Genomic DNA, 20754 nt, shown 5'->3' on the forward strand with positions numbered 1-20754 from the left:
CGGTCACGGGCGGTGACAACCACAAGCTGCAGGGCGGCGACCAATCACCACACACCACCCACGAAACCCACTTCACGCAATGCACGGCAAGACAGCGCCCGAGGGCTGACAGACAGCACACCAGAAACGACAGGAAGTTTGGGGACTTACCCATGACGTTCAACGCAGCATCGGCCCAGATTCGCACCGCCCACCTCATGGTCCGTTCGGCGGAAGAATGGGATGCCCTGAGGTTCGCGCTAAGCAGCGCGTACCACGGCAAAGACGATGAACTTATCGACAAGCTACTGCCGCCCTTCCTGCAGTCCTGGCGGACGGTGACGACGTATGTCCTCCGGGACACCTTTGATGCTGCAGGGATCACTGTTGCAACTCCGGAACATCCGTGGGGAATCGCTAGCCTCTCAGCAAATGGAGCAGTCTGCGAGCCGCTCCTTTACGAAGCTGAAGACGCTCAGGAAGGACGAGCCGAAGCCGCCGTTTACGGCGGTTTGCGCCTGCTCAGATTCGAAGAAACCATGAGCGCCTACACAGCGTGCTTGCACCGCCTGGAGCAGGCCCGCCCGGTCTGAGCCAGGCACGAGACGACGGGTTGTACGCTCATGAGGTACACACAGCCACTCACATCAGGAGACTGCACATGGACCTCGGAACCTACGGCCATTTCGGCCAAGTAATCCTTCAGCTGGCCGCGAAGGATCAAACACCGCCAAGCCCCTCGGAAGTAGTTCATTGGGCCACCGAGAAGGTCTTGTTCGACAAGATCATCGAACGGGCCAACGACGCCGGTGCGGACTCCAGCGCATTCGCTGAACTGACAGACAAGCACGCCTTCGAGGAACAAACCGCAAGCTGGGGAAACGTCATTGATCCGGAACGCAAGTACGTGCTCCCCGAGGACGGCAGCGGCGGGTGGCTCACGCTCCTCTGGTCCTATGTCGACCTGGTCAACTCCAACGCTGCAAGGATCGAAGTCCCTTGATCGTGTAGCACCTCCGCAAGTGGAGGCTGTGCACGGCCACCGCTCGCCCCGGGTGAGGGTTGTCCCGGTGGCGACGTGGTGGTTGTGTGCAGGCGGTCAGGTGGGTCCCGTCGTCCGCTTTTGCCGTGCCCATGGGGGCGAGGGGCTTGGACGGATTTCCTCGCGTCCCGTCGCTAAGTGGCCGGCTCGCTTGCACTTTAGGCCGGTCCATTTAGGGACCTCGCCTACTATTCCGCGATTTCTGTTTCGTCAGCCAAGCGTGCGCAAACTGACATCACGCTGGTACTCGACGCCCGACATTAGGAGTGCTGCGCCAGCTGCGGGAACTTGTTCTCCCACAGGTTCCTAGCCCGAACCGGGAGCATCAGATCGTTCCACACCCTGACCAAAAGGCCGGCGTTCATCAGTTCTTTCTGATCCGCTCGTGTGCCTTCGCGCGCAGGATCGCCTGGTAGGCCTTGATGACGCCCTCCGGCTCCCCCAGGTCACACTCTGCTTTGGGTCCCCAGTAGACATGCTGCGGTAGCGTCAGGACGCCTTCCGCGGGTCCGCGAAGGTCTTCGAGGTGTTCGGGCACCTCATACGGGATCACGTCCTGGATGAGGACCCGAGGTTCGCTGGGGTGGTGCCCCGCGTTCCTTGGCTTGAGGGTGGGCATTGGTCTCTCCTGTGGGGGCTGGTTGATCCCGCTGGGCTCAGACTAGCAAGCGTGCACGAAACTCAATACAGGTCGCCGTCGTTCATGTTCCGGTTCCGTGCAGCGTTTCGTGCAAAAGTCAGTGTTGGCGTTCCGCGAAATGGCGCGGCGAGACAGGAAGCGTGGAAGTGTGACTTTCAGCGATAAATGGCGGCTTTTTCACAGCGCTACTTGGCGCGGTGCAGCCCGCAAGGGGATCCTTCACTGGGACAGTTCGCGAGGTCTTTGGATGCCAGGTAGGCGCGGCATGCCCCGAAAAAGTTCCTGCTGTGGGTGAGGATTGGGCCATGGCAAAGTGCATCCGCGGACTAACCGCCGTGATCTACAAGCAGACTTGGTCCGTGCCGGTGATCCAAAGCGCATCCTCATGAAGCAGATGAGGCTCCGGTACGCCGGAGCGTGTCGGCTGTGCGGTGCCTCTCTTCTGGCCGGGACAGAAGCGATCTATGAGAGCGAGACGAAGACCGTTCGCTGCTTGGAGTGTGCCACTGAGGCTACGGAAACCATGTCCCCCGATCTGGAACCACCTTGTGATGAGTCGTTGTCCATTGAGTCCGGAGTAGCCGGGTCGTCCGCCCGACGCGAATATGAGCGCCGCAAGGCGAAGGACGAGGAAACGCTCCGTGAGAAGTGGGGTCGCTTCGGTGGCCTCGCGGTCGCCCTCTCTGACGAGCGGCCGCACACCAAGTCTTGGGATCGAGGCGCGGTCGGTGAGGAACGCCTCGGCGCTCGGCTAGATGCCCTGGCCGCCGATGGCCTAGACGATATGAAGTGAGATGCAGTCATGCACCCGTCCGGGGCGGCCATTATCGCCGGGCGGTCCCGGCAGCGCCGGCTTGACGTGATCCGCTCCGACTGAGGGGAGGGAGCGGCGCTGCGGGACTTGATCCCCGGCGGTGATGTCCTTTATCCGGACGGGCAGGCAACGGCCAAGGGTCTGAGGGGCCGGGGCCTTCTGTTTCACAGAGGTCCGTGGGTTGCCACTGGTCGGCTCCCTTGGCCTGTCGGCTCGTCGGGGGTGCAATGGTAGTGCCACATGTGAGGTTTGGGAGGTCCCGGCTATGTTTGAGCATACTTTCATTGGTCTGGATGTTCACGCGGTCAACGTCGTCGGCCATGCACTGAACCCGGCCACGGGTGAAATCAGCGGCCACGCGATGGCTTCTGACCCTGCCGTTGTCCTGCAGTGGGTCCGCCGGTTCGAGCCGCCGGTCAAGGTCGTCTACGAGTCCGGCCCTACCGGGTTCGTCCTGGCCCGGTACCTGCAGGCTGCGGGCATCAACTGCATAGTAGCGGCGTCCTCAAAACTGTTGCGCGCTCCCGGGGACCGCATTAAAACTGATCGGCGGGATGCCCGGGCACTGGCCGAGATGCTCGCGGTCGGTTCGGTCACCGAGGTGCGGATCCCGGACCCGGAAGAGGAAGCGCTGCGGGATCTGTCCCGGCTGCGCTCCGGCACGGCCAAGGACCTCGCGCACGCCCGCCAACATGTGAATGCCATCTTGCTGCGCCACGGCATCCGCTACCCCAAGGACACCCGATGGACGAGGGAACACAGCCGGTGGCTGCACCGCCAACACTTTGATGAACCGGCGCTGCAGTTCACCTACGAGGCCGATGTCGAGCAGGCCGAGCTCCTCGCCGGGCACCTGGCCCGGATCGACAAGCAGGTCGCCGTCACGGCGGCGGCATGCCGTTACGGCCCGGTGATTCAGGCGTTGATGTGCCTGCGCGGTATCCAGCTCACGACCGGGTTCGGGCTGGCCGTGGAGATCGGGGACTGGACCCGCTTCACCGGCTCTTCCATCGGGTCCTATCTTGGGCTGGTGCCCAGCGAGAACTCCTCCGGCCAATCCCGGCGCCAAGGCCCGATCACCAAGGCTGGCAACACCTACGCCCGCAAACTCCTCATCGAAGCCGCCTGGCAACACCGGCGCCCCTACGCCCGGCCAGGGGAACGGCTGCTGCACCAGCTCGATCTCGTCGCCCCGCCAACCCGCATCCGCGCCTTGGAAGGAAACCACAGGCTCCACCACAAGTGGGAAGTCTTCGATGAACGGCACAAAATGTCAGTCAAGGCCAACACCGCGATAGCCCGCGAACTCGCAGGCTGGTGCTGGTCCTTGGCCGCCCCGCTCCAGCAAGGAGAACGCATGAACGCGGCCTGACAAAAAACGTGCCCCCGGACGTGGTGGAAGTGCGATGGCAGCATCCGGAGCTAACTCGAGAGACAGCTATGAGCAGACAGGGCCCAACCCCGTCGACGCTCGATCCTAGACACCGATACTGCTCCAGCCGAACAAATCGTCATGCGGTAACCAACCCGCGCATGTCAGCCTGACACTGCAGTCGAGAAAGACTCGCCAACACCGTCACCACAACCGGCCGGCACACGATGAGCGGCCCCCGGAACAAACCCAGGAGCCGCTCATCCATGCCTCTTGACAACCCGACCTACATATCAGCTGTCCTCCACGACCGACGCATCCCCGGCTCGAAGGCCAATATCGACCACATCGCTATCACTCCCGGTGGAATCTGGGTGATCGATGCCAAGCGGTACAAGGGACGGCCTGAACTGAAGATCGAGGGTGGCATCCTTCGCCCACGCGTCGAGAAGCTCCTCGTCGGCCGGCGTGATTGCACGAAACTGGTCGATGGGGTGCTCAAACAGGTCGACGTCGTGCGCGACCTCGTCGGGGATGTTCCGGTCACCGGGGCGCTGTGCTTCATCGAAGCAGACTGGCCCCTGATCGGGGGCGCGTTCTCGACTCATGGCGTTCACGTGCTCTGGCCGAAACGGTTAGCCAAAGTGCTTATAGAGCAGACAGCCGGCGACGTTGATGTGGCGGCTATGCGTGAGGCGGTAGCCTCTCGATTCAAGTCTGCGTGACGTCAGGTGTCGATGTTCGAAGCTGTTCGGAAGCACGCTAAGGGTTCCCCTTGCGGGCAGGGCAGCGGTGCAAACGGATTCAAACGTGCAGTCGAGTTCGAAAAACGACAATTCGCCTTGAGACCCCGATCCGGCCCGGAGGTGTCAGTAGGGATCCGTATCCTGAGGGAATGACAACGTCAAGCCCGCCGCGAGGAAGCCGTCCGCCCGCCATTTGCAAGGCAATCCACCGTAGGAAGGCTTCCAGTATTTCTGAGGCCCGAATCTAGACCTTCCGAGAAGAGAGACAGAGCTTGAAAGAGTCGCGCGTCGCTGTGCTGTTAGGTGCTGGAGCATCCGCGGATGCTGGTCTCCCAATGACCGGGCAGCTGACCAAAGATCTGATTGACCTGATGGGACAGAGTCAGAATTACGAAAGCCGGAGGTTGGCAGAGACGCTTAATTTTGTCTGCAGCGCGATGATCGGCCACCGCGGCAATACGGGCGGCAATCCGTACAGTGCCCTTAACGTCGAACGAATGTTCTCGGCGCTTCGACTACTCAAAACCCGGTCCGACCACGAGGCAGCACCATTCGTGACGGCATGGCTGCCCAGCGTCGAAGCCTTTGATGACCACCCTGTTCCACCCTCAAGTAACTCCGTGGCTGGAGAAATCGCCCGCGCCCTATCGGGTACCGGATCCGGAGATGCAGTGGCCAAGGCAGTTGCTGAAATTTCACGCGCAGCGATGCAGCCTGGAAGCGGGGCTATCTACGAACGGCTGGAGCGCGAATTAAAGGCATCAGTATGCAGTCGGCTGGCCTGCTACGGCGACGTAAGCTACCTAAGACCTTTGGCAAGCCTCGCTGAAGTTCAGGGCGTGTTGGACATTGCGACCTTGAACTACGACCTCACAGTCGAAGCAATGTGCCAACAGGCCGGGGTCGAATTTGATACGGGTATTGTCGGCTGGGAACCTGGAAAACCTTTGGAATTCGAACCCAGATCTGGTCCCAAACTGAACCTGATCAAACTCCATGGGTCCATTGACTGGACCTACCAGCCGCGAATTCCAGGTAACGGAGACGAGAACAGGTTCATCAGAACTTCGGTCGTCACCACGAGCGAGCCGGCCGACAATCGAGTTCCTGCAATCGTTATCGGCGACCGTGAAAAGCTCACCGCGGACGGGCCTACTTTGGCTCTAATGCGTAGCTTTCAGGAATCACTCGAGAAGGCGCGTCGGCTTGTGATCGTCGGCTACTCGTTCGGTGATGACCACATCAACGGCGTCATCAGGGATTGGATCAACGCGGACGGGTCGCGGACACTAACCGTTCTAGACCCCGCCTGGCCCAGGCAGCCCCATGGGTTTCAGAAGGACCTTGTCGACGGACTGCTAAGCACCTCTTTCCGCGGCCCAACCGGCCCTCCCCGAATGAAGGTCATACGGAACACCGCCAAGGAGAAACTGCTTGAGGCCCTGCAACAAGGGCCTACTCCCGATCAACTCAACAGGTTTGAAGCAAAGTTCCTCCGAGATAGTGACGGCACTCCCCTGATCCGCGTGACCAACCTCGGCGACGACGTCGAGGGGCTAACAATCAGAACGGAACGGAATCAACCCGAGGGTTGCGTGGACATCCTTCGAGGCTTCGCGCAGCCGAGGTCGGGAGCGGATACGGTTCCATGGCACAATTTGGGCGATCTCGCTGTAGATACATACCTCGATGTCGAGCCACGATTTATCGAACAAAAAAGTGGCCGGATCGCTATGTCGCTTCAGTACCTGACAAGTACTAGACAAGAAGTCACCCGAGTGGAAGTCGATGTAACCGCGGAGTAACGGGCTCCCCGTTCTAGTCATAGAGCCCGGCTGGAGGCATTGGCCTACTTGTCGAGAGCCGGCACGGGATCTTGTCGAAGACCCACTGGATGCTCCGGTCCTCAGCCGGGGCGGCACTCCGGAGCCTTTCCAGGGTTTCATTCGTCATGCGAAACGTGTACGCCGACGCATCCACGACGCGGGAACACTGACGATCACTCACACCGTTTCCTCATCATCGCGACCAAATGACCGGCAGACGCCTGGAGGCACGGCGTCTCGGTCCACGATCCCCAAACGGAGGCCAAGGAACGGCGACCGCTTGGGGTATGCCTGCCGAGAGGGTCATCCCATGGAGACGAGACAGGATTTCGCTGGAAACCCCTAGTCCTGTCCGAGGTCGCGGACAAACTGGGGGAATCCTGGAATGGTGAATTCGAGCGTGCCGCGTCCGCTGGCTTGGAGGAATCCCTTGTCGATCAGCCTCGCGCGGGGCACGGAGAGGCTTTCGCTGCTCACACCAAGGATCCTTGCAACGTCTGTGCGGCGGACCGCGTCGTCACCGATTGAGGCCATCGCGGCCATGAAGTCGCGTTCCCCAGCGGAGGCGTTAGCCCACCTCGCTCGGAAGAGGGCCTCCAAATCTGCCTCCATGGCGTCGCGTCCGATGCGAACGTGGGCAGCGGTGATAGCCACGCCCGGGTCCGGGCGTCCGGCCGCGGCCCAAGCAGCGTCTCCGATGAGCTGGACCATGTAGGGATAGCCGCGCGCGACCACGACGGCTTCCTCAAGCGCGTCCCGTTCCCATTGCACCCCGAGTTCTTGCGCCGGGACAGCGAGAGCAAGCTCTTCAGCAGCAGGCTCGAGCGGTGGGAGCGGCCGGTAGGCAAACCGTTCGCTGAACGTGACCGCGGCAGCGACGGCGTCCGAAACATTCGGAAGCCCAGCGGTGAGGACCGCCGCGGGCACATCCGCCCCCTCAGCCTGCAGATGCTGCCATGTGTACGCGAGTGTGCGAAGGCCCTCCGGATCTGCTGACTGGATCTCGTCGATGAGAATCACCAGTCCGCTGTGGCCGTCACCGGCGGCCGCGGCTCGCACGAGCGCTTCGAAGGCTCGGCTGTCCGCCGGAGCCGATGCGTCCTCTGCGGTGCGGAGTGTCGCGTCCGCTCCGGCAATACCAGGCAGGCCGATGCGCACAGTGAGGCTCTCGAGGCGCGAGTGGACGGCCTTGCGCGCCTCATCGCGCCATCCTGACGTTGCCCGCGAGATCTCTGCGGCGACCTGAGGAATGAGGCCGCCGCTTTCGCCTGCTGTGACCCAGATTGTGAGTACGCCGCGCTCCTGCGCACGGCGCTGGTATTGCCGCAGCAGGGACGTCTTCCCGAAGCCGCGGGGAGCATGATCGACGCGGATCCTGCCTACAAGCCGCTGCAGGTCCACTAGATAGGAAAGCCGTTCGTCGAAGTCGGCCAGCTGCTGGAGCCGGCCGGGAATCGTGCGCGCGATCTCACCGGGTGTGTAGGGACTCGGCTGCATAAGCACCTCTCATTATCGTTTGTTATAGAGCTACTGCTCTGTAACAAACGATAAACCGCCAAAGCCTCTTCCACGGAGACGAACGCGCAGCGTCTGTGCTACAACTTTGGTCGGCCGGAGACCTGGCCCAATTCTCTCCGATCTGTGAGGGATCCTTTACCGGACGGGGTTTCAGGCCGGGTTTGAGCGAATACAGTTTGGGAGTGAACTTCCACGCACTCAAGCTCTTCATCGGCCTTGCGCCTGCTCCTGCCGATGCACAGCCTGTCATCCAGGTTGAAGAACAGAACAGCGACTATGAATCTGGGGTCGCACTAATCGGCAAGGAGCAGTGGCGAATCCGCACCGCCCGGATCACACCGACGAAGCCGGGCGCCTTCGTCGCGGTCTGGAAGCGCGGCGAAGGCGGATCGACCAGGCCCTTCACGGCTGACTAGTCGATGTCTGGACTGCTCGTCTTCGTCGAGGAGCAGGAACGGTTCGGGGTCTTCCAATTCACCCCGGCGCACCTGATCTCGCTCGGATACGTCAGCTCCGAGCTGCATCCCGGCAAGCGCGGTTTCCGCGTCTATCCCGCATGGTGCACCGACCTGAATCCTCAAGCGTTACGCACCAGCGCGCGCAGGGGGCTGCGTTCGCCGAGCTTCCTCCGAGTAACACGCCGCGGACCATGAATGGAAACGATCGCGACGCACTTCTACGGCGTCCGTAAGCCGGTCGTTAGGGGACGGACATCGTTCTAGACGTCGAACTCCTGCAGCTCTGCCGTCATATCGCCGCCGGCGTCTCCGGTATTCACCGTGCCCTTGGGCTCAATGAGGAGGGCTGAGACTTCCGCTGCTGCCTTGGGGCAATGCTCTACACCGCGGGGTACGACGAACACATCGTTAGGGCCGAGAACCACGTCTCCGTCGCGAAGCTGGATTATTAGCTCGCCGGAAATCACCATGAACAATTCGTCAGTATCGGGATGCGTGTGCCAAACGAATTCGCCCTTGAGCTTCACGACCTTGATGTCGTAGTCGTTGATGCTGGTCAGCCGGTGCGGCTGCCAATGGTCGGAGATCAAGGCGAGGGCATTTTCACGTTGTGCACGTCAGCAGTCATTTGCCCAATGTAGCAGCGGGGTAATGAGTGCCCGTAAGCCGGTCCTCCACCGGCCGCTGTTCAGTTTCATGGAACGTTCATCAAAGTCCCCGCCGTTCCAGGGTTCTTGGATTCCCGTAAGACCCGCCCGCAAAACTGCCCGGTGAAGGTGCCCTAAACGCTACACTCGGCGTCATGCTTATTGGCTACGCCCGCGTCTCCACCAACACCCAAGACCTGACCGCCCAGCGGGACGCTCTCGCGGCCGCCGGCGTGGATCCCGACGCTATATACGTCGATCACGGATTCACCGGCACCCAACGCGAGCGACCCGGCCTTGGCAAAGCCCTGGCAGCCTGCCGCAACGGTGACACCCTTGTGGTGACCAAGCTTGACCGCCTCGCTCGGTCGCTGCCCGACGCCAGAGACATCGCGGACGAGCTCACCCGCAAAGGGGTTGCTCTCAACCTCGGCGGCAGCGTCTACGACCCTCACGATCCGGTAGGGAAGCTGCTATTCAACGTCCTGGGCATGGTTGCCGAGTTCGAAGCCGACCTCATCCGTGCCAGAACGCGGGAAGGAATGGCGGCGGCAAAAGCCAAGGGCCGGCTCCGAGGGAAACAACCAAAGCTCTCGAAAGCCCAAGAGGCGCACCTCGTTAGCCTCCATCAGGGCGGGGTGCACACCACGACAGAGATTGCCGAACTGTTCGGCATCGCTCGCTCTACGGTCTACCGTGCCATCCAACGAGCAACGGCAACGCCAACGTGACAAATAGCGCCGCAAAAACACCGCCATTTATCGCCGCGAGTCACAGTTTCGTGCAAAGGTCAGCCTCGGCGTTCCGCGAATTGGCGCGGCATCAGGAGGCGTGGACGATGCGCTGTGGCCCGTGCACGGAAACGACCGTTTCTGATCTGCCTCCGGTGGTGGGGTTTAGTGGCCGTGACTAGTTTCCTGTCGAGCTAAGGCCGAAGAATCGTTCGTAGAACGCGCTGAGTTTGGCGATGACGTTTTGTTTTTTCTCGCCGTGGCCGCCAGCTGCGGAAAAGCGCGAAACTGGCGGTAGAACTTTAGTGATCGATGTTCCGGTGGTGAGTATCTGGCCGTCGCGGAATGCAATATCCATGAAGCTGCGTGTCTCGTCGGGGCGGAGGTTCTCGTCTTCGATGATGGCGTTGAGCTCGGCTTCACGTTTGGCGACGATGAACGCTCTCCATTCCTGATCAATCTCCCCGTCGGCTGAGAGAGAATCAACGAAGTCTTCGATAAGGTCTTTCTTGTTGCGCAGGGTTGGGCTGGCATCCACGGCTCGGGCGATCTCTGCACGGATTTCTTTATCTTCACCGTCACCGCGTTCTTTGCGATATTTCTGGACGAGCATGAGGATGTAGTCGACGTTGATCTCGACCTGTTTGATCAGCTCGATCTCGAAGACGATGTCGTCGTTGATCTGTTCCTTCTCCGCGTTCTTGTCCTTGCGGAAATCTGCGTACAGGTCCAGGTACACGCTGCGGTAGTCCTGGCCCTGCCGTTCGCTGAGAATCTCGTGACCGGTGAACTCGTCGAACGACGTAAGGATGTTCTGCAGGCGCAGGATCGCACCGAACAGCCCAATGAACTCCTTTTGCGCTGACTCCCCGGTGATCGGCGTGCCCAGCGGGAACATAGTGAGTAGCTCGGTGACCTTTTCGGCATAGTCGCTGTAGTACTCGCCGTAGGGCTTTAGCAGCACCACCCCGCGGGCATCTTTGTTGCCGAACAGTGCGATCGCGTCGTTGGTCTGTTCCTCGAGGTCACGGAAGGAGACGATGTTGCCATAGGTCTTGACGGAGTTCAGGATGCGGTTAGTGCGGGAATAGGCCTGGATCAATCCGTGGGCTCGGAGGTTTTTGTCCACGAACAAGGTGTTCAAGGTGGTCGCGTCAAATCCGGTGAGAAACATGTTGACCACGATCACCAGATCGATTTCTCGCTGCTTGAGTTTCAGCGAGAGGTCTTTGTAGTAGTTCTGGAACCGGTCGGCGCTGGTGTCGAACGAGGTGCCGAACACGGCGTTGTAGTCCTGAATCGCGGCTTCCAGGAATGATCGGGCATCGGCGTCTAACGCGCTGGTGTCGAATCCTTCCTCCTCCAGCGCGCCGTCCTCGACGGGATCGTTCGCCCCGTAGGAGTAGATCAGGCCGATCTTTAGCCGCTTGTCGGGGACCAGCGCTTTCTGCTGTTCCTGGAAGTGCTGGTAGTACGTTCGGGCGGCCTGGATAGACGCGGTGGCGAAGAGGGCGTTGAACCCGCGCACCCGTTTCTCGCCGAGGGTGTAGCCTTCGGTGCGTTTGGTCTTCTGGTCGAAGTGCTCCTGCGTGTATTCCACGATCTTGGAGATCCGCTTGTGAGCCAGCAACGCTTTTTCGGTGTCGATCGCGGAGACCTGCTTGTCGACCACGTTGCCGATCTTGACCGTGTTCACGTAGTCAATCCGGAACGGCAACACGTTCTTGTCCGTAATGGCGTCGACGATCGTGTACGTGTGCAGCTTCTCGCCGAACGCCTGCTCGGTGGTCTTCAACTGCGGGTTCCCGCCGCTGCCGGAATTGGCGGCGAAAATCGGGGTACCGGTGAAACCGAACAGGTTGTAGCGCTTGAACGCCTTGGTGATCGCGGTGTGCATGTCACCGAACTGCGACCGGTGACACTCGTCAAAGATGATCACGACGTGGCCACCGTAGATCTCATGGCCCTTGTTGCCGGCGATGAACGTCGCGAGCTTCTGGATGGTAGTGATGATGATCCGTGCCCCCGGATCCTCGAGCTGCTTCTTCAGCACCGCGGTGGAGGTGTTCGAGTTCGCCGCGCCCTTTTCGAACCGGTCGTACTCTCGCATGGTCTGGTAATCGAGGTCCTTGCGGTCCACCACGAACAACACTTTGTCGACGGAGGGCAGCTTCGAGGCGAGCTGGGCCGCCTTGAATGAGGTCAGCGTCTTGCCCGACCCTGTCGTGTGCCACACGTACCCGCCGGCCCCGATCGTGCCGAGCTGCTTGTAGTTAGTGGAAATCTCGATCTTTTGCAAGATCTTCTCGGTCCCGACAATCTGGTACGGGCGCATGACCAGCAGCATGTTGTCGGCGGTCAACACGCAGTACCTGGTGAGGATGTTCAGCAGCGTGTGCTTGGCGAAGAACGTCTTCGCAAACGCGGAGAGATCAGTGATTGGCTTGTTCTGTGCATCGGCCCACCAGGAAGTGAACTCAAAGGAATTGGAGGTCTTGCGGACGCGCTTGGACCCCGTAGCCTCGCTCAGGTGCTGGCGGCGCGTGGTGTTGGAGTAGTACTTCGTCAACGTGCCGTTGGAGATCACGAACAACTGCACGTACTCGAAGAGGCCGGAGCCTGCCCAGAAACTGCCGCGCTGGTACCGGTCGATCTGGTTGAACGCCTCGCGGATATCCACGCCGCGGCGCTTGAGCTCGATGTGGACCATCGGCAGCCCATTGACGAGCACCGTCACGTCGTACCGGTTCGCGTACTTCCCACCACCCTCGCCCTGGGGAGTCTCGTACTGGTTGATGACCTGCAGACGGTTGTTGTGGATGTTCTGCTTATCGATCAGTGCGATGTTCTTGATCGAACCGTCATCCCGCTTCAGCAACTGGACATGATCATCCTGAATGCGCACCGTCTTTTCAACGATGCCGTCATTCGCACCAGCCACCCGTTCGGAGAAGAACTGCTTCCACTCCGCGTCGGAGAATGTGATGCAGTTCAAAGCCTCCAGCTGGGCACGCAGATTGGCGACGAGCTGTGCCTCGGAGTTAATCGGTAGAAATCCATACGCCTGCGACCGCAACAACCGGATGAACTCACGTTCAAGGTGCGCCTCGGGACTGATACGCCGCCTCAGCCTTAGCATCAGGCACATACTCGGCAACGACTGTGCTCTCACTCGAGACCGCGATTGGGTGATACTTTCGCGGAGTTGCGTCAATCATGTAACTGCCTCTTCGAGCGTCAGGAGCTTGTTGCGGTAGTACTCAAACTGCTTGCGACGAGCCGTCAGTTCGTCGCGCAAGGCCGATTCGAGAGCGGCGACAGTTCCGACTACACGGACCATCTCGCGCTGGACAGAAATTGACGGCAATGCGATTTGGAATGCCTCGAACTGCCCCTCTTTCCAGCGCATGCGACTTTTCGTTGAGCCTCGTTCGACCCCAGTGACTTCCGCTGCTATCCGTTTGAGTGTGTACTCGTCCTGAAGATACAGCAGCAACCATTCAGGCAGTATTCGTGAGCGGTCGAGTTCGTACACCGGGAATTCATTTGATACGACTCCGTTGGCGAGTTCTGGAGGGACGATCGCGAATGATCCTTCGGTCACGAACATTCGGTTATAGACGAGATAACCAGGTTTCACCGCATAGAGCACCGTTCCTTTTATCGCGCTGCCAAGTTTCGGCTGGCGAGCGAGAACCCCTTCGCCGTACCATTTCACGCCGAGGCTGGTATACGTCGTGTCGTCCTGAACTTTGATTGGTTCGACGTACTGAGATGCCACTTCGCCGAGCCGAATGTGCTTGACGTTTGACGATTTGTCTTCGTTATGTGCCGCACCAGGTAGAAGGCGAGTGAACGCAAGCCGTTGACGCCTCCGGGCCATTAGCTCCGCATTCAGCTCCGCTTCGAGCTGAGTAAATTGATCCAATATACGCACGATCTCCCGCTGAACTTCTAGAGGCGGCACAGGGACAACCAGAAGATTGAGCACGGATTGCGTCAGGCTCGGAACACCACCGGCCCGATTAAGCTCTTCGAGGCGCTGAGTTGATAGGTGGTAGAACAAGAACTTCGGTACCAAGCGATCACCAATCTCCGTATAGAAGAGGGTGTCCACGGTCCAGAACGGTTTATCAACGTAGTAAAGCTTGTTGAGCGAGCCCTTCCTAGGGATCAGTACCGAGGGACCAGGGTGGGCGGATTCGTTAACGTGGAGCATCACGCCGCCAGTTCCATACACGGGAATCTCACCTATCCCGAGGGCCTTGTAATCCTTGCCATTGCGTATACGAACGAGTTCGCCGAGAGGAGCGAAATCAACTCCTTGTGGGCACAACTCCGCGATCAGTTCAGCGATGCGGCTCATCGTGCGCGCTCGAGGTCGGCAACGATCTCGTCGACGGAGGTGCGGAGTTCTTGCTGGCGTGTGATGATGCGGGCGATCTCTACGTTGATCTCTGTGATGTCGATGATTTCACGGGTGTCTACAGGTTCGACGTAGGAGGCCACAGCGAGGTTATAGGCGCTGGCCGCGATGTCCACGTTGGGAACGAGTTTTGCGAAGTGCTCGGCATCTTCACGAGTCGTGAAAGCGTCCAGAATTTTCTTTTGATGGGGTTTGGTGAGTTTGTTCTTATTGCCGCCGCGCGAGAACTCTGCCGACGCGTCGATGAACAGGACGGCGTTGTCGGTTTTGGATTTTTTGAGCACTATGATGCAGGTCGCGATCGTAGTGCCGAAGAACAGCTCCGGTGGGAGCTGGATGACGGCGTCCACGTAGTTATTGTCGATGAGGTATTTACGGATTTTCTGCTCTGCTCCCGCCCGGTAAAGGACGCCGGGGAACTCTACAATCGCAGCGGTACCATTGACGGCCAGCCAAGACAGGATGTGCATCGTGAAGGCGAGGTCGGCCTTGGACTTTGGCGCGAGCACACCAGCCGGGGCGAAACGCGGGTCGTTGATAAGCAGAGGATTGGAGTCGCCGTCCCACTTGATCGAATACGGAGGGTTGGAAACGATCGCTTCGAACGGTTCCTCGTCCCAGTGCGCGGGATCGATGAGGGTGTCGCCGTGGGCAAGGTTGAACTTCTCGTAGTTCACGTCATGGAGGAACATATTGATGCGTGCGAGGTTGTACGTGGTCAGGTTGATCTCCTGGCCGTAAAAGCCTTGGCGTACATTGCCCTTGCCGAGGATTTTGTCGAACTTCAGCAGCAGGGAACCAGACCCGACCGCCGGGTCATAGACCTTGTTTACCTGTGTCTTGCCGACCACTGTGATGCGGGCCAGGAGTTCGGAGACTTCCTGGGGTGTGTAATATTCGCCGCCGGACTTGCCGGCGCTGGACGCGTACATCTGCATGAGGTACTCGTAGGCGTCACCGAACAGGTCAATCGAGTTGTCTCCAAATTTTCCAAGCGGAAGGTCCCCGATAGCGTCCAACAGTTTCACGAGTTTCTCGTTGCGCTTGGCGACCGTGTTGCCAAGCTTGGAGCTATTGACGTCGAGGTCGTCGAACAGGCCCTTGAGGTCGTCTTCGCTACCGGTCCCGAGGGCGGAGCCCTCGATGTTCTTGAAAACCCGGGCAAGCGTTTCGTTCAGGTTCGCATCGTGCGAGGCGCCTTTGCGGACGTTCTGGAAGAGCTCGGAGGGGAGAATGTAGAAGCCCTTCTCAGCAACAGTCTCAGTGCGGCCGAATTCTGCTTGCGAGTCGGGCAGGATGGCGTAGTTGAAGGCGGGGTCACCAGCCTTGTGTTCGCCTGTGTTGATGTAGGCCGTGAGGTTCTCGGAGATGAACCGGTAGAAGAGCATGCCGAGCACGTAGCTTTTGAAGTCCCACCCGTCGACCGACCCTCTGAGGTCGTTCGCGATGCGCCAGATTGTCTTGTGCAGCTCTGCACGCTGTCCTTCTTTGGTGGTGGGGGCCATATCTCGTCTCCTGCGCTACTGCGCGATTAATTCAATGCTCGGGTTCAACGTCTCAGGATATCTGTGACCTCTCGCCATGCAGTATTTCCGCGCCCGGTCTGCCACCCCTGTCATCATGCAGGGAACTTTCGGTCCATCTACCCCTCGGAGTAGCTCAAACAACCCCTTCCGGAGGGAGGGGTCTCCTCGACATACCGTCAAATACGACCGTTATCGGTCGCGCCGCAGATACGTTCCTGACGGGAACTCACAGGCGATCCGAAGTTCCCGTCCGACGAACGGCTCCCCCCGGCCATCGACTCCGTGACCAAATCCGGCCTCGATCACTACCTGCTCCTGAACGGTGTCACCACCGGGTTCCTCGGCGACGTCGACGATGATTGGCAGGTCATCGGGCAGCCCTTCGAGGGCCTCGCGCAGCTCCCCTACGGTCCAGGCCCGCACGGCGTGTTCGAACTCCATCCTCATTCCCCCCGTCCGGCACGCGCCCGTACGAACAAGCTCGCCAAGGTGACGATCGTCGGCTGATCCCAGTTCTTCAGCCAAGCGATAATCCGTGCGTCATAGGCGCCGAGCTCAAGGCCCTCCAGGGCTTCATCGAGCAGTTTCTGGACGTCCGAGAACTCACGCCCCCGGTATGCCTCGATGGGGTCATTCTCGATCGGCTCTGTGGGTATTCCGCTTGGTGTGGGCATTACGCGCTCCTTCATGTTGTCGTTCGTGTTCCCCTGGCCGGGTCCTCGCCCGGGGGTGACCAGGCAGGCGGGGCCTGTGTATCCGTCCAGGAGCGCCAGCGCACTGTCCCCAGGGCGAGTGTAGATCCTGCCTGTGACAGCGTTCGCGTCGAGCTCCAGAAGTCCCTGGATCTTCCGCTGCGGGGACGTTGTGGCGGACATGGCCCTGCCCCGGCAGCACAGTGAAGACGTAAACGGCCCGCTGCCCGGACCGCAGGGGCCGTGTCCTGTCAAACATCCGTGCCAGCAGCCGGCATCGGGCCGGCTCGATACTCACCTGACCATCTTTCCGCCGGTTGTACTTACGCTGCAGGCTCTTCACCCAACTTCGGAGTGCCGGCATCGGATCATCTCGGAAAACGGAGGCGTAGACCCTCAAGGTGCCCGGCAGCCTGAAAGGCTGCCCTGACCTTAGGCATCGGAGGGCTTTGTTTCCGGGGAAACGCGTTGCAGCAACGCGTTGTGCACCTTCTCGAGAGTGCTGATGCGGGCCTCTGCTGCCGCCAACTTCTTCTCCGCGTCCGCTGCAGCGCTTGCGGCCTCGCGTTCTTCTACACGAATGTCCGCTAGCCGCGAGCCCAGGTCGGCCAGCCGCTTTTCCAAAGTCCTCTGCTGAGACTCCAAAGAGGTGATGCGGGCTTTGAATTCAGCGGCTGCGGCTTCTTTCTCGGCGGGCACCTTGTCCAGGTCAGCCACGAGCTCGGCTATCTCCAGATCCTTGTCCCTGCGTTCCTGCGCCCAGGCCGCCTCGACGGCGGTGTGTCGCTCGGCCGCCAGCGTGGAGGCCTCGGCCCAGCAGGCTGCCGCGAGCCGCGCCGCCTGTTCAAGCAGGGCCGGCGGTGTCGCGGCAACCTGCCCGCCGGCGGCGAGCTTCTCCTCTGACCATTCCTTCAAGTAGCGGGTGGCGTCCGCGTTGCTGACGCCGGCCGCAGCGCGGACGGTGGAAACGGTCGGACGGCGCTCGGCGCTGATCTGCTCGGCGGCGGCAAACACACGGTCTTTCACACTCGACGTCATGGCGATTCTCCCAAAAAGTAGTAGGAGTAGTAACGATACTACTCCTACTACTACGATTCAAGGTCTAGAACGGGGGTTCGGAGTCGGGACCGTTGCCCCAGCCGCCGACGTTGCTGGTCTGCGGAGTTGCCCAAGGATCATCCTGTGGGGCGGATTGCCCTGCAGGGTTGGTGTTGCCTTGGCTGCCGAAGCCGCCGGCTGCCTGTCCGCCCTGGGCGCTGCGCTGGGTGCGGTTGATTTTCGCATTTGCATAACGGAGGCTCGGGCCGATCTCGTCGACTTCGAATTCAATGACTGTGCGCTTCTCGCCTTCTTTGGTCTCATAGGAGCGGGATTTCAGTCGCCCGCTGACGATAACGCGCGTCCCCTTGGTCAGCGACTCGGCCACGTTCTCGGCGGATTCCCGCCACACGCTCGCGCGAAGGAACAGCGTCTCGCCGTCCTTCCATTCGTTGCTCTGACGGTCGAACGTGCGGGGCGTTGAAGCGATGGTGAAGTTGGCTACCGCGGATCCACTGGGCGTGAATCTCAGCTCTGGGTCCGTAGTTAAGTTGCCTATGACGGTAATGGTGGTTTCTCCGGCCATGGTGTTGCCCTTTCTCGTGGTTTAGAACAGTGCGTTTCGTGGTTTGAGGTCGGGAATGTCGCCGTACTTTGGCCACTCCGCCCCTTTCTCAAGGGCGAGGAAGCGTTGTGTCAGGTCTCCGCTGATGGGTTTGCCTTCGTCGGCGTATTCGGGCTGTGAGTAGAACTCGGTTACCTCTGCGACGGTAGACCCTCCATGTGCTGACCAGCCGGAGAAGTTGCTCCGGTGTGGTTCGGTGGGGTCCAGCCGCCCTTGTGGTGGTTCGAGGTATCCGGTGATCTTGGACGGGAAGCTGCTGTTGCGTGCCATGGCCCTAGACCTCTGCCGTGCCGATTTGGCGTACTTCGCGGAATGAGTGGGTGTGGCGTTCCAGCCAGGCGTGCAGTTCGTCCTCGGTGGTGACTGCCTTGATCTTGGTCTTGCCCTGGTGCGAGTCGTAGACGGCGAACCAGATAGTCATAATGTCCTCCAGCTTGGTGGCCCGATGCCCGGGGCTTTGTTGCTCCGGGTACCGGATGGTCGTTAGTCGGCGGCGGGGATTCCTGCGGCGAGGAGGTCTACCCAGATGCCTGAACCTTCAATGTCGGTCCAGTCGGAGCCTGAGCGGAACGGCGCGTGCACGTCGGGGGCGCTCTCGCGGTCTTCCCAGATTTCCAGTCCGCTCAGGGAGCCTTTGTGGTCCATGATGAGCCGGGTAGTGGCATCCTCGTTTGCCGGGTCGCGGTAGACGGCCGCGACGTGGTGATCGTCAATGTCGTGCAGTTCCGGCAGTTGGTTGGAGCAGACGAGGATCGGGTTGGCTTTGAGCAGTGTTTCGGCGTGCTGGTCGCCGTAGATGCCCGAGTCGATGGCTCGGCGGTCAAAGACCTGCGGCTCGACGTCCGTTACTTCGTGTTCGCGTCCGTATGTCTTGGCGGTGATCGTGGGAAGCATCCCGGAGCCGTGCATGACGTCGATGTACTGGTGCAGCCGGGCCGTGGTGATCACTGGGCTGTCGTAGTGCGCCTGGACCCACGATTCCAAACCGTCGCGGCTGATCGTGACGCTGGCGCGGAGTTCAAAGGACTCCCGGACGGTGATGGTCACGTCCAGCGTGTCGGAGGCAGTGGGCAACCCGTCGTTGGTGCCGGCTGTCAGGGTGGTCTTCTTCTTCATGATGTTCTCCTTGCGTAGGAAGGGTGTTCCGGCAGGTGCTGTGTCCGCAGCTTCTGCAGGTTGTTGCGGTTCCGACTAAGTGACCAGCTGAGCCAGTTCCTCGATCTTGTCTGGCCGGAATCCGGACCAGTGGTCGTGGTCGGTGACAACGACGGGGGCTTGCATGTACCCAAGCGCCTTGATGCGCTCCAGTGCCTGGGCGTCCGTCGTGATGTCGACGTTCCGGTGCTCGATTGCCTTCTTGTCCAAGGCCCGCTCGGTTGCATCGCACTGCACGCATCCTGGCTTGGTGTAAACGGTGATCGTCATCAGTATCAGCTCCATCGTGTTGTCAGTTCTGGTTTCGTCCGGCTGTTCACTTGATACTATTATGATATCACTTTGATACTACTTTGACCAGTAGTAATTGCTCTTTTCCCGGCTAAAACACTGGGATGGTGGGACCATTTCGGCCCCACCCTCCTCTGGCTAGTCGCCGGCTTCTATGACTCCGACGTCGTACCCTCCCCATGGACTGCGTCCGGGGACATGGCGGCCACTCATGGGCATCCTGGCCGTCCGCACGGGAGCGCCAGGGTATTGCCATTCCTTGGGGTAGTCTTCGGGGATTTTGAACTTGTATCCCCCGCTGGGCTTCATGGATGACGTGATGAGTGGCAGGTCCTGCCAGCCGGGCCAGCAATGGGTGAGCATGTCCTCCACGGCGCGGTTCTCGTTCTCATGGATTCCGCCCCACCAGTCGCAGTCATGGCAGTACACGCGGTATAGGAGATTGCCCAGGCACTGGCACTCCGGGTTGCGCCAGTGTTCGTTGCACCTAAGGTCTGCGCCGTAGGTGAAGGTGCGGTGGGCTGATCCGACCGTGACGTTCCGGCCTGTCTGGCATTCGTTCCACTGCCGGCCCCAGTTGGATACCTCCACCCTCCCGTCACTCTTTGCCCGGTACGCATATGCCTCGTCCAGCTCGTCAGGATGGTAGTGGCCCACGGTGAAGTGAAGCGGGGCAGTCGGCTTCGTTTCCAGTTCCAGTAGGGTTAGAAGGTCAAGCTGGCCGGTCAGCACATCTGCTGCTGTCATGGTCCAATCTCCTTATTGCGTAGGGATGAGAGTCGCTTGGCAAGGGTGGGTTCTGTGTCCGCAGAGCCCACCCGCTCTATATCGTGTTGATACTATAATGATATCATTTTGATAGCATAACAACAAAGTATTCCCTTGTGTTTACAAGGTTTTCGGGCGCTGTCTTGCCGTGCATTGCGTGAAGTGGGTTTCGTGGGTGGTGTGTGGTGATTGGTCGCCGCCCTGCAGCTTGTGGTTGTCACCGCCCGTGNTCGGGCGCTGTCTTGCCGTGCATTGCGTGAAGTGGGTTTCGTGGGTGGTGTGTGGTGATTGGTCGCCGCCCTGCAGCTTGTGGTTGTCACCGCCCGTGACCGTGCTGGTAGCCCCCCGAGCGCCTGAGAACCTGTCCACGGGCTCGCGGTGCGATCGCTCCGGAACTCGGCCCCGCACACCGAATGTGTGTCGTCCCGGCTGAAAAGAACCCAACCCACGACGACCAAGT

Annotated in this window: 21 protein-coding genes and 1 pseudogene; 7 read left to right on the forward strand and 15 right to left on the reverse strand. The window is 60.2% G+C overall.

The annotated features are described in order from the left end of the window. Both ASG92_RS11205 and ASG92_RS11210 read left to right on the forward strand, forming a co-directional pair. On the forward strand, window positions 1–572 hold a 572-nt coding region (locus tag ASG92_RS11205), incomplete at its 5' end, for a hypothetical protein (RefSeq protein WP_240987095.1). Between the two features lie 68 nt (window positions 573–640). Next, entirely contained in the window at window positions 641–982 is a 342-nt protein-coding gene (locus tag ASG92_RS11210; protein WP_056627992.1) for a hypothetical protein, read from the forward strand. Window positions 983–1385: 403 nt separating this feature from the next. Here the strand turns inward: ASG92_RS11210 and ASG92_RS11215 are convergent, their stop codons facing one another. Continuing rightward, on the reverse strand, window positions 1386–1640 hold the full coding sequence (locus tag ASG92_RS11215; protein ID WP_056627994.1) for a hypothetical protein: 255 nt from the start codon (window positions 1638–1640) through the stop codon (window positions 1386–1388). Between the two features lie 1100 nt (window positions 1641–2740). Between ASG92_RS11215 and ASG92_RS11225 the strand changes: the two genes are divergently transcribed. The 3 genes from ASG92_RS11225 to ASG92_RS11235 all read left to right on the forward strand — a co-directional run bounded on the left by ASG92_RS11225 (window position 2741) and on the right by ASG92_RS11235 (window position 6398). Then, complete coding sequence (locus tag ASG92_RS11225) at window positions 2741–3847, forward strand: IS110 family transposase (protein ID WP_056627997.1); 1107 nt, start codon at window positions 2741–2743, stop codon at window positions 3845–3847. A 266-nt stretch (window positions 3848–4113) separates the two neighbouring features. After that, window positions 4114–4572, forward strand: coding sequence for a nuclease-related domain-containing protein (locus tag ASG92_RS11230; protein ID WP_240987096.1), 459 nt, complete (start codon window positions 4114–4116; stop codon window positions 4570–4572). Window positions 4573–4928: 356 nt separating this feature from the next. Then, window positions 4929–6398: an SIR2 family protein gene (locus ASG92_RS11235; RefSeq protein ID WP_056628000.1), complete on the forward strand. Its 1470-nt coding sequence runs from the start codon at window positions 4929–4931 to the stop codon at window positions 6396–6398. A 363-nt stretch (window positions 6399–6761) separates the two neighbouring features. Here the strand turns inward: ASG92_RS11235 and ASG92_RS11240 are convergent, their stop codons facing one another. Further along, complete coding sequence (locus ASG92_RS11240) at window positions 6762–7916, reverse strand: ATP-binding protein (RefSeq protein WP_056628003.1); 1155 nt, start codon at window positions 7914–7916, stop codon at window positions 6762–6764. 203 nt (window positions 7917–8119) lie between these two features. Between ASG92_RS11240 and ASG92_RS11245 the strand changes: the two are divergent. Further along, window positions 8120–8590, forward strand: a pseudogene (locus tag ASG92_RS11245) (MepB family protein). Between the two features lie 65 nt (window positions 8591–8655). Here the strand turns inward: ASG92_RS11245 and ASG92_RS11250 are convergent. Continuing rightward, window positions 8656–8985 (reverse strand): cupin domain-containing protein, encoded by a 330-nt coding sequence (locus ASG92_RS11250; RefSeq protein ID WP_056628004.1) that lies wholly within the window; start codon window positions 8983–8985, stop codon window positions 8656–8658. Window positions 8986–9197: 212 nt separating this feature from the next. Here ASG92_RS11250 and ASG92_RS11255 point away from each other — a divergent pair, with 212 nt between their 5' ends. After that, window positions 9198–9773, forward strand: coding sequence for a recombinase family protein (locus tag ASG92_RS11255; RefSeq protein ID WP_056628007.1), 576 nt, complete (start codon window positions 9198–9200; stop codon window positions 9771–9773). Window positions 9774–9951: 178 nt separating this feature from the next. Here the strand turns inward: ASG92_RS11255 and ASG92_RS11260 are convergent, their stop codons facing one another. The 12 genes from ASG92_RS11260 to ASG92_RS11310 form a co-directional block, all read right to left on the reverse strand. Continuing rightward, complete coding sequence (locus ASG92_RS11260) at window positions 9952–12945, reverse strand: type I restriction endonuclease subunit R (protein WP_240987097.1); 2994 nt, start codon at window positions 12943–12945, stop codon at window positions 9952–9954. A 42-nt stretch (window positions 12946–12987) separates the two neighbouring features. Then, complete coding sequence (locus ASG92_RS27290; RefSeq protein ID WP_082579458.1) at window positions 12988–14139, reverse strand: restriction endonuclease subunit S; 1152 nt, start codon at window positions 14137–14139, stop codon at window positions 12988–12990. Continuing rightward, on the reverse strand, window positions 14136–15704 hold the full coding sequence (locus tag ASG92_RS11270; RefSeq protein ID WP_056628010.1) for a type I restriction-modification system subunit M: 1569 nt from the start codon (window positions 15702–15704) through the stop codon (window positions 14136–14138). Before ASG92_RS11270 ends, ASG92_RS27290 begins: the two co-directional genes overlap by 4 nt. A gap of 210 nt (window positions 15705–15914) precedes the next feature. Then, the gene (locus ASG92_RS11275; RefSeq protein ID WP_056628013.1) at window positions 15915–16166 is read right to left on the reverse strand and encodes a DUF6225 family protein; all 252 of its coding nucleotides are present in this window, start codon (window positions 16164–16166) and stop codon (window positions 15915–15917) included. A 2-nt stretch (window positions 16167–16168) separates the two neighbouring features. Then, window positions 16169–16600: a hypothetical protein gene (locus ASG92_RS11280; protein ID WP_056628016.1), complete on the reverse strand. Its 432-nt coding sequence runs from the start codon at window positions 16598–16600 to the stop codon at window positions 16169–16171. A gap of 249 nt (window positions 16601–16849) precedes the next feature. After that, entirely contained in the window at window positions 16850–17455 is a 606-nt protein-coding gene (locus ASG92_RS11285) for a DNA-binding protein (protein WP_056628018.1), read from the reverse strand. A gap of 64 nt (window positions 17456–17519) precedes the next feature. Further along, window positions 17520–18041 (reverse strand): single-stranded DNA-binding protein, encoded by a 522-nt coding sequence (locus ASG92_RS11290; RefSeq protein ID WP_056628022.1) that lies wholly within the window; start codon window positions 18039–18041, stop codon window positions 17520–17522. A gap of 21 nt (window positions 18042–18062) precedes the next feature. Continuing rightward, entirely contained in the window at window positions 18063–18350 is a 288-nt protein-coding gene (locus tag ASG92_RS11295) for a hypothetical protein (RefSeq protein ID WP_056628026.1), read from the reverse strand. A 4-nt stretch (window positions 18351–18354) separates the two neighbouring features. Continuing rightward, window positions 18355–18501, reverse strand: coding sequence for a hypothetical protein (locus ASG92_RS28280; protein ID WP_157372187.1), 147 nt, complete (start codon window positions 18499–18501; stop codon window positions 18355–18357). Between the two features lie 62 nt (window positions 18502–18563). Continuing rightward, window positions 18564–19196 carry a hypothetical protein gene (locus ASG92_RS11300; RefSeq protein WP_056628029.1) on the reverse strand — a complete coding sequence of 211 codons (633 nt, stop codon included), beginning with the start codon at window positions 19194–19196 and terminating at the stop codon, window positions 18564–18566. A gap of 75 nt (window positions 19197–19271) precedes the next feature. After that, the gene (gene nrdH, locus ASG92_RS11305; protein WP_056628055.1) at window positions 19272–19505 is read right to left on the reverse strand and encodes a glutaredoxin-like protein NrdH; all 234 of its coding nucleotides are present in this window, start codon (window positions 19503–19505) and stop codon (window positions 19272–19274) included. A gap of 159 nt (window positions 19506–19664) precedes the next feature. Further along, window positions 19665–20273 carry a DUF6349 family protein gene (locus ASG92_RS11310; protein WP_056628032.1) on the reverse strand — a complete coding sequence of 203 codons (609 nt, stop codon included), beginning with the start codon at window positions 20271–20273 and terminating at the stop codon, window positions 19665–19667. Window positions 20274–20754: the final 481 nt, after the last annotated feature.

The organism is Arthrobacter sp. Soil736 (genome assembly GCF_001428005.1).
GTDB lineage: Bacteria > Actinomycetota > Actinomycetes > Actinomycetales > Micrococcaceae > Arthrobacter.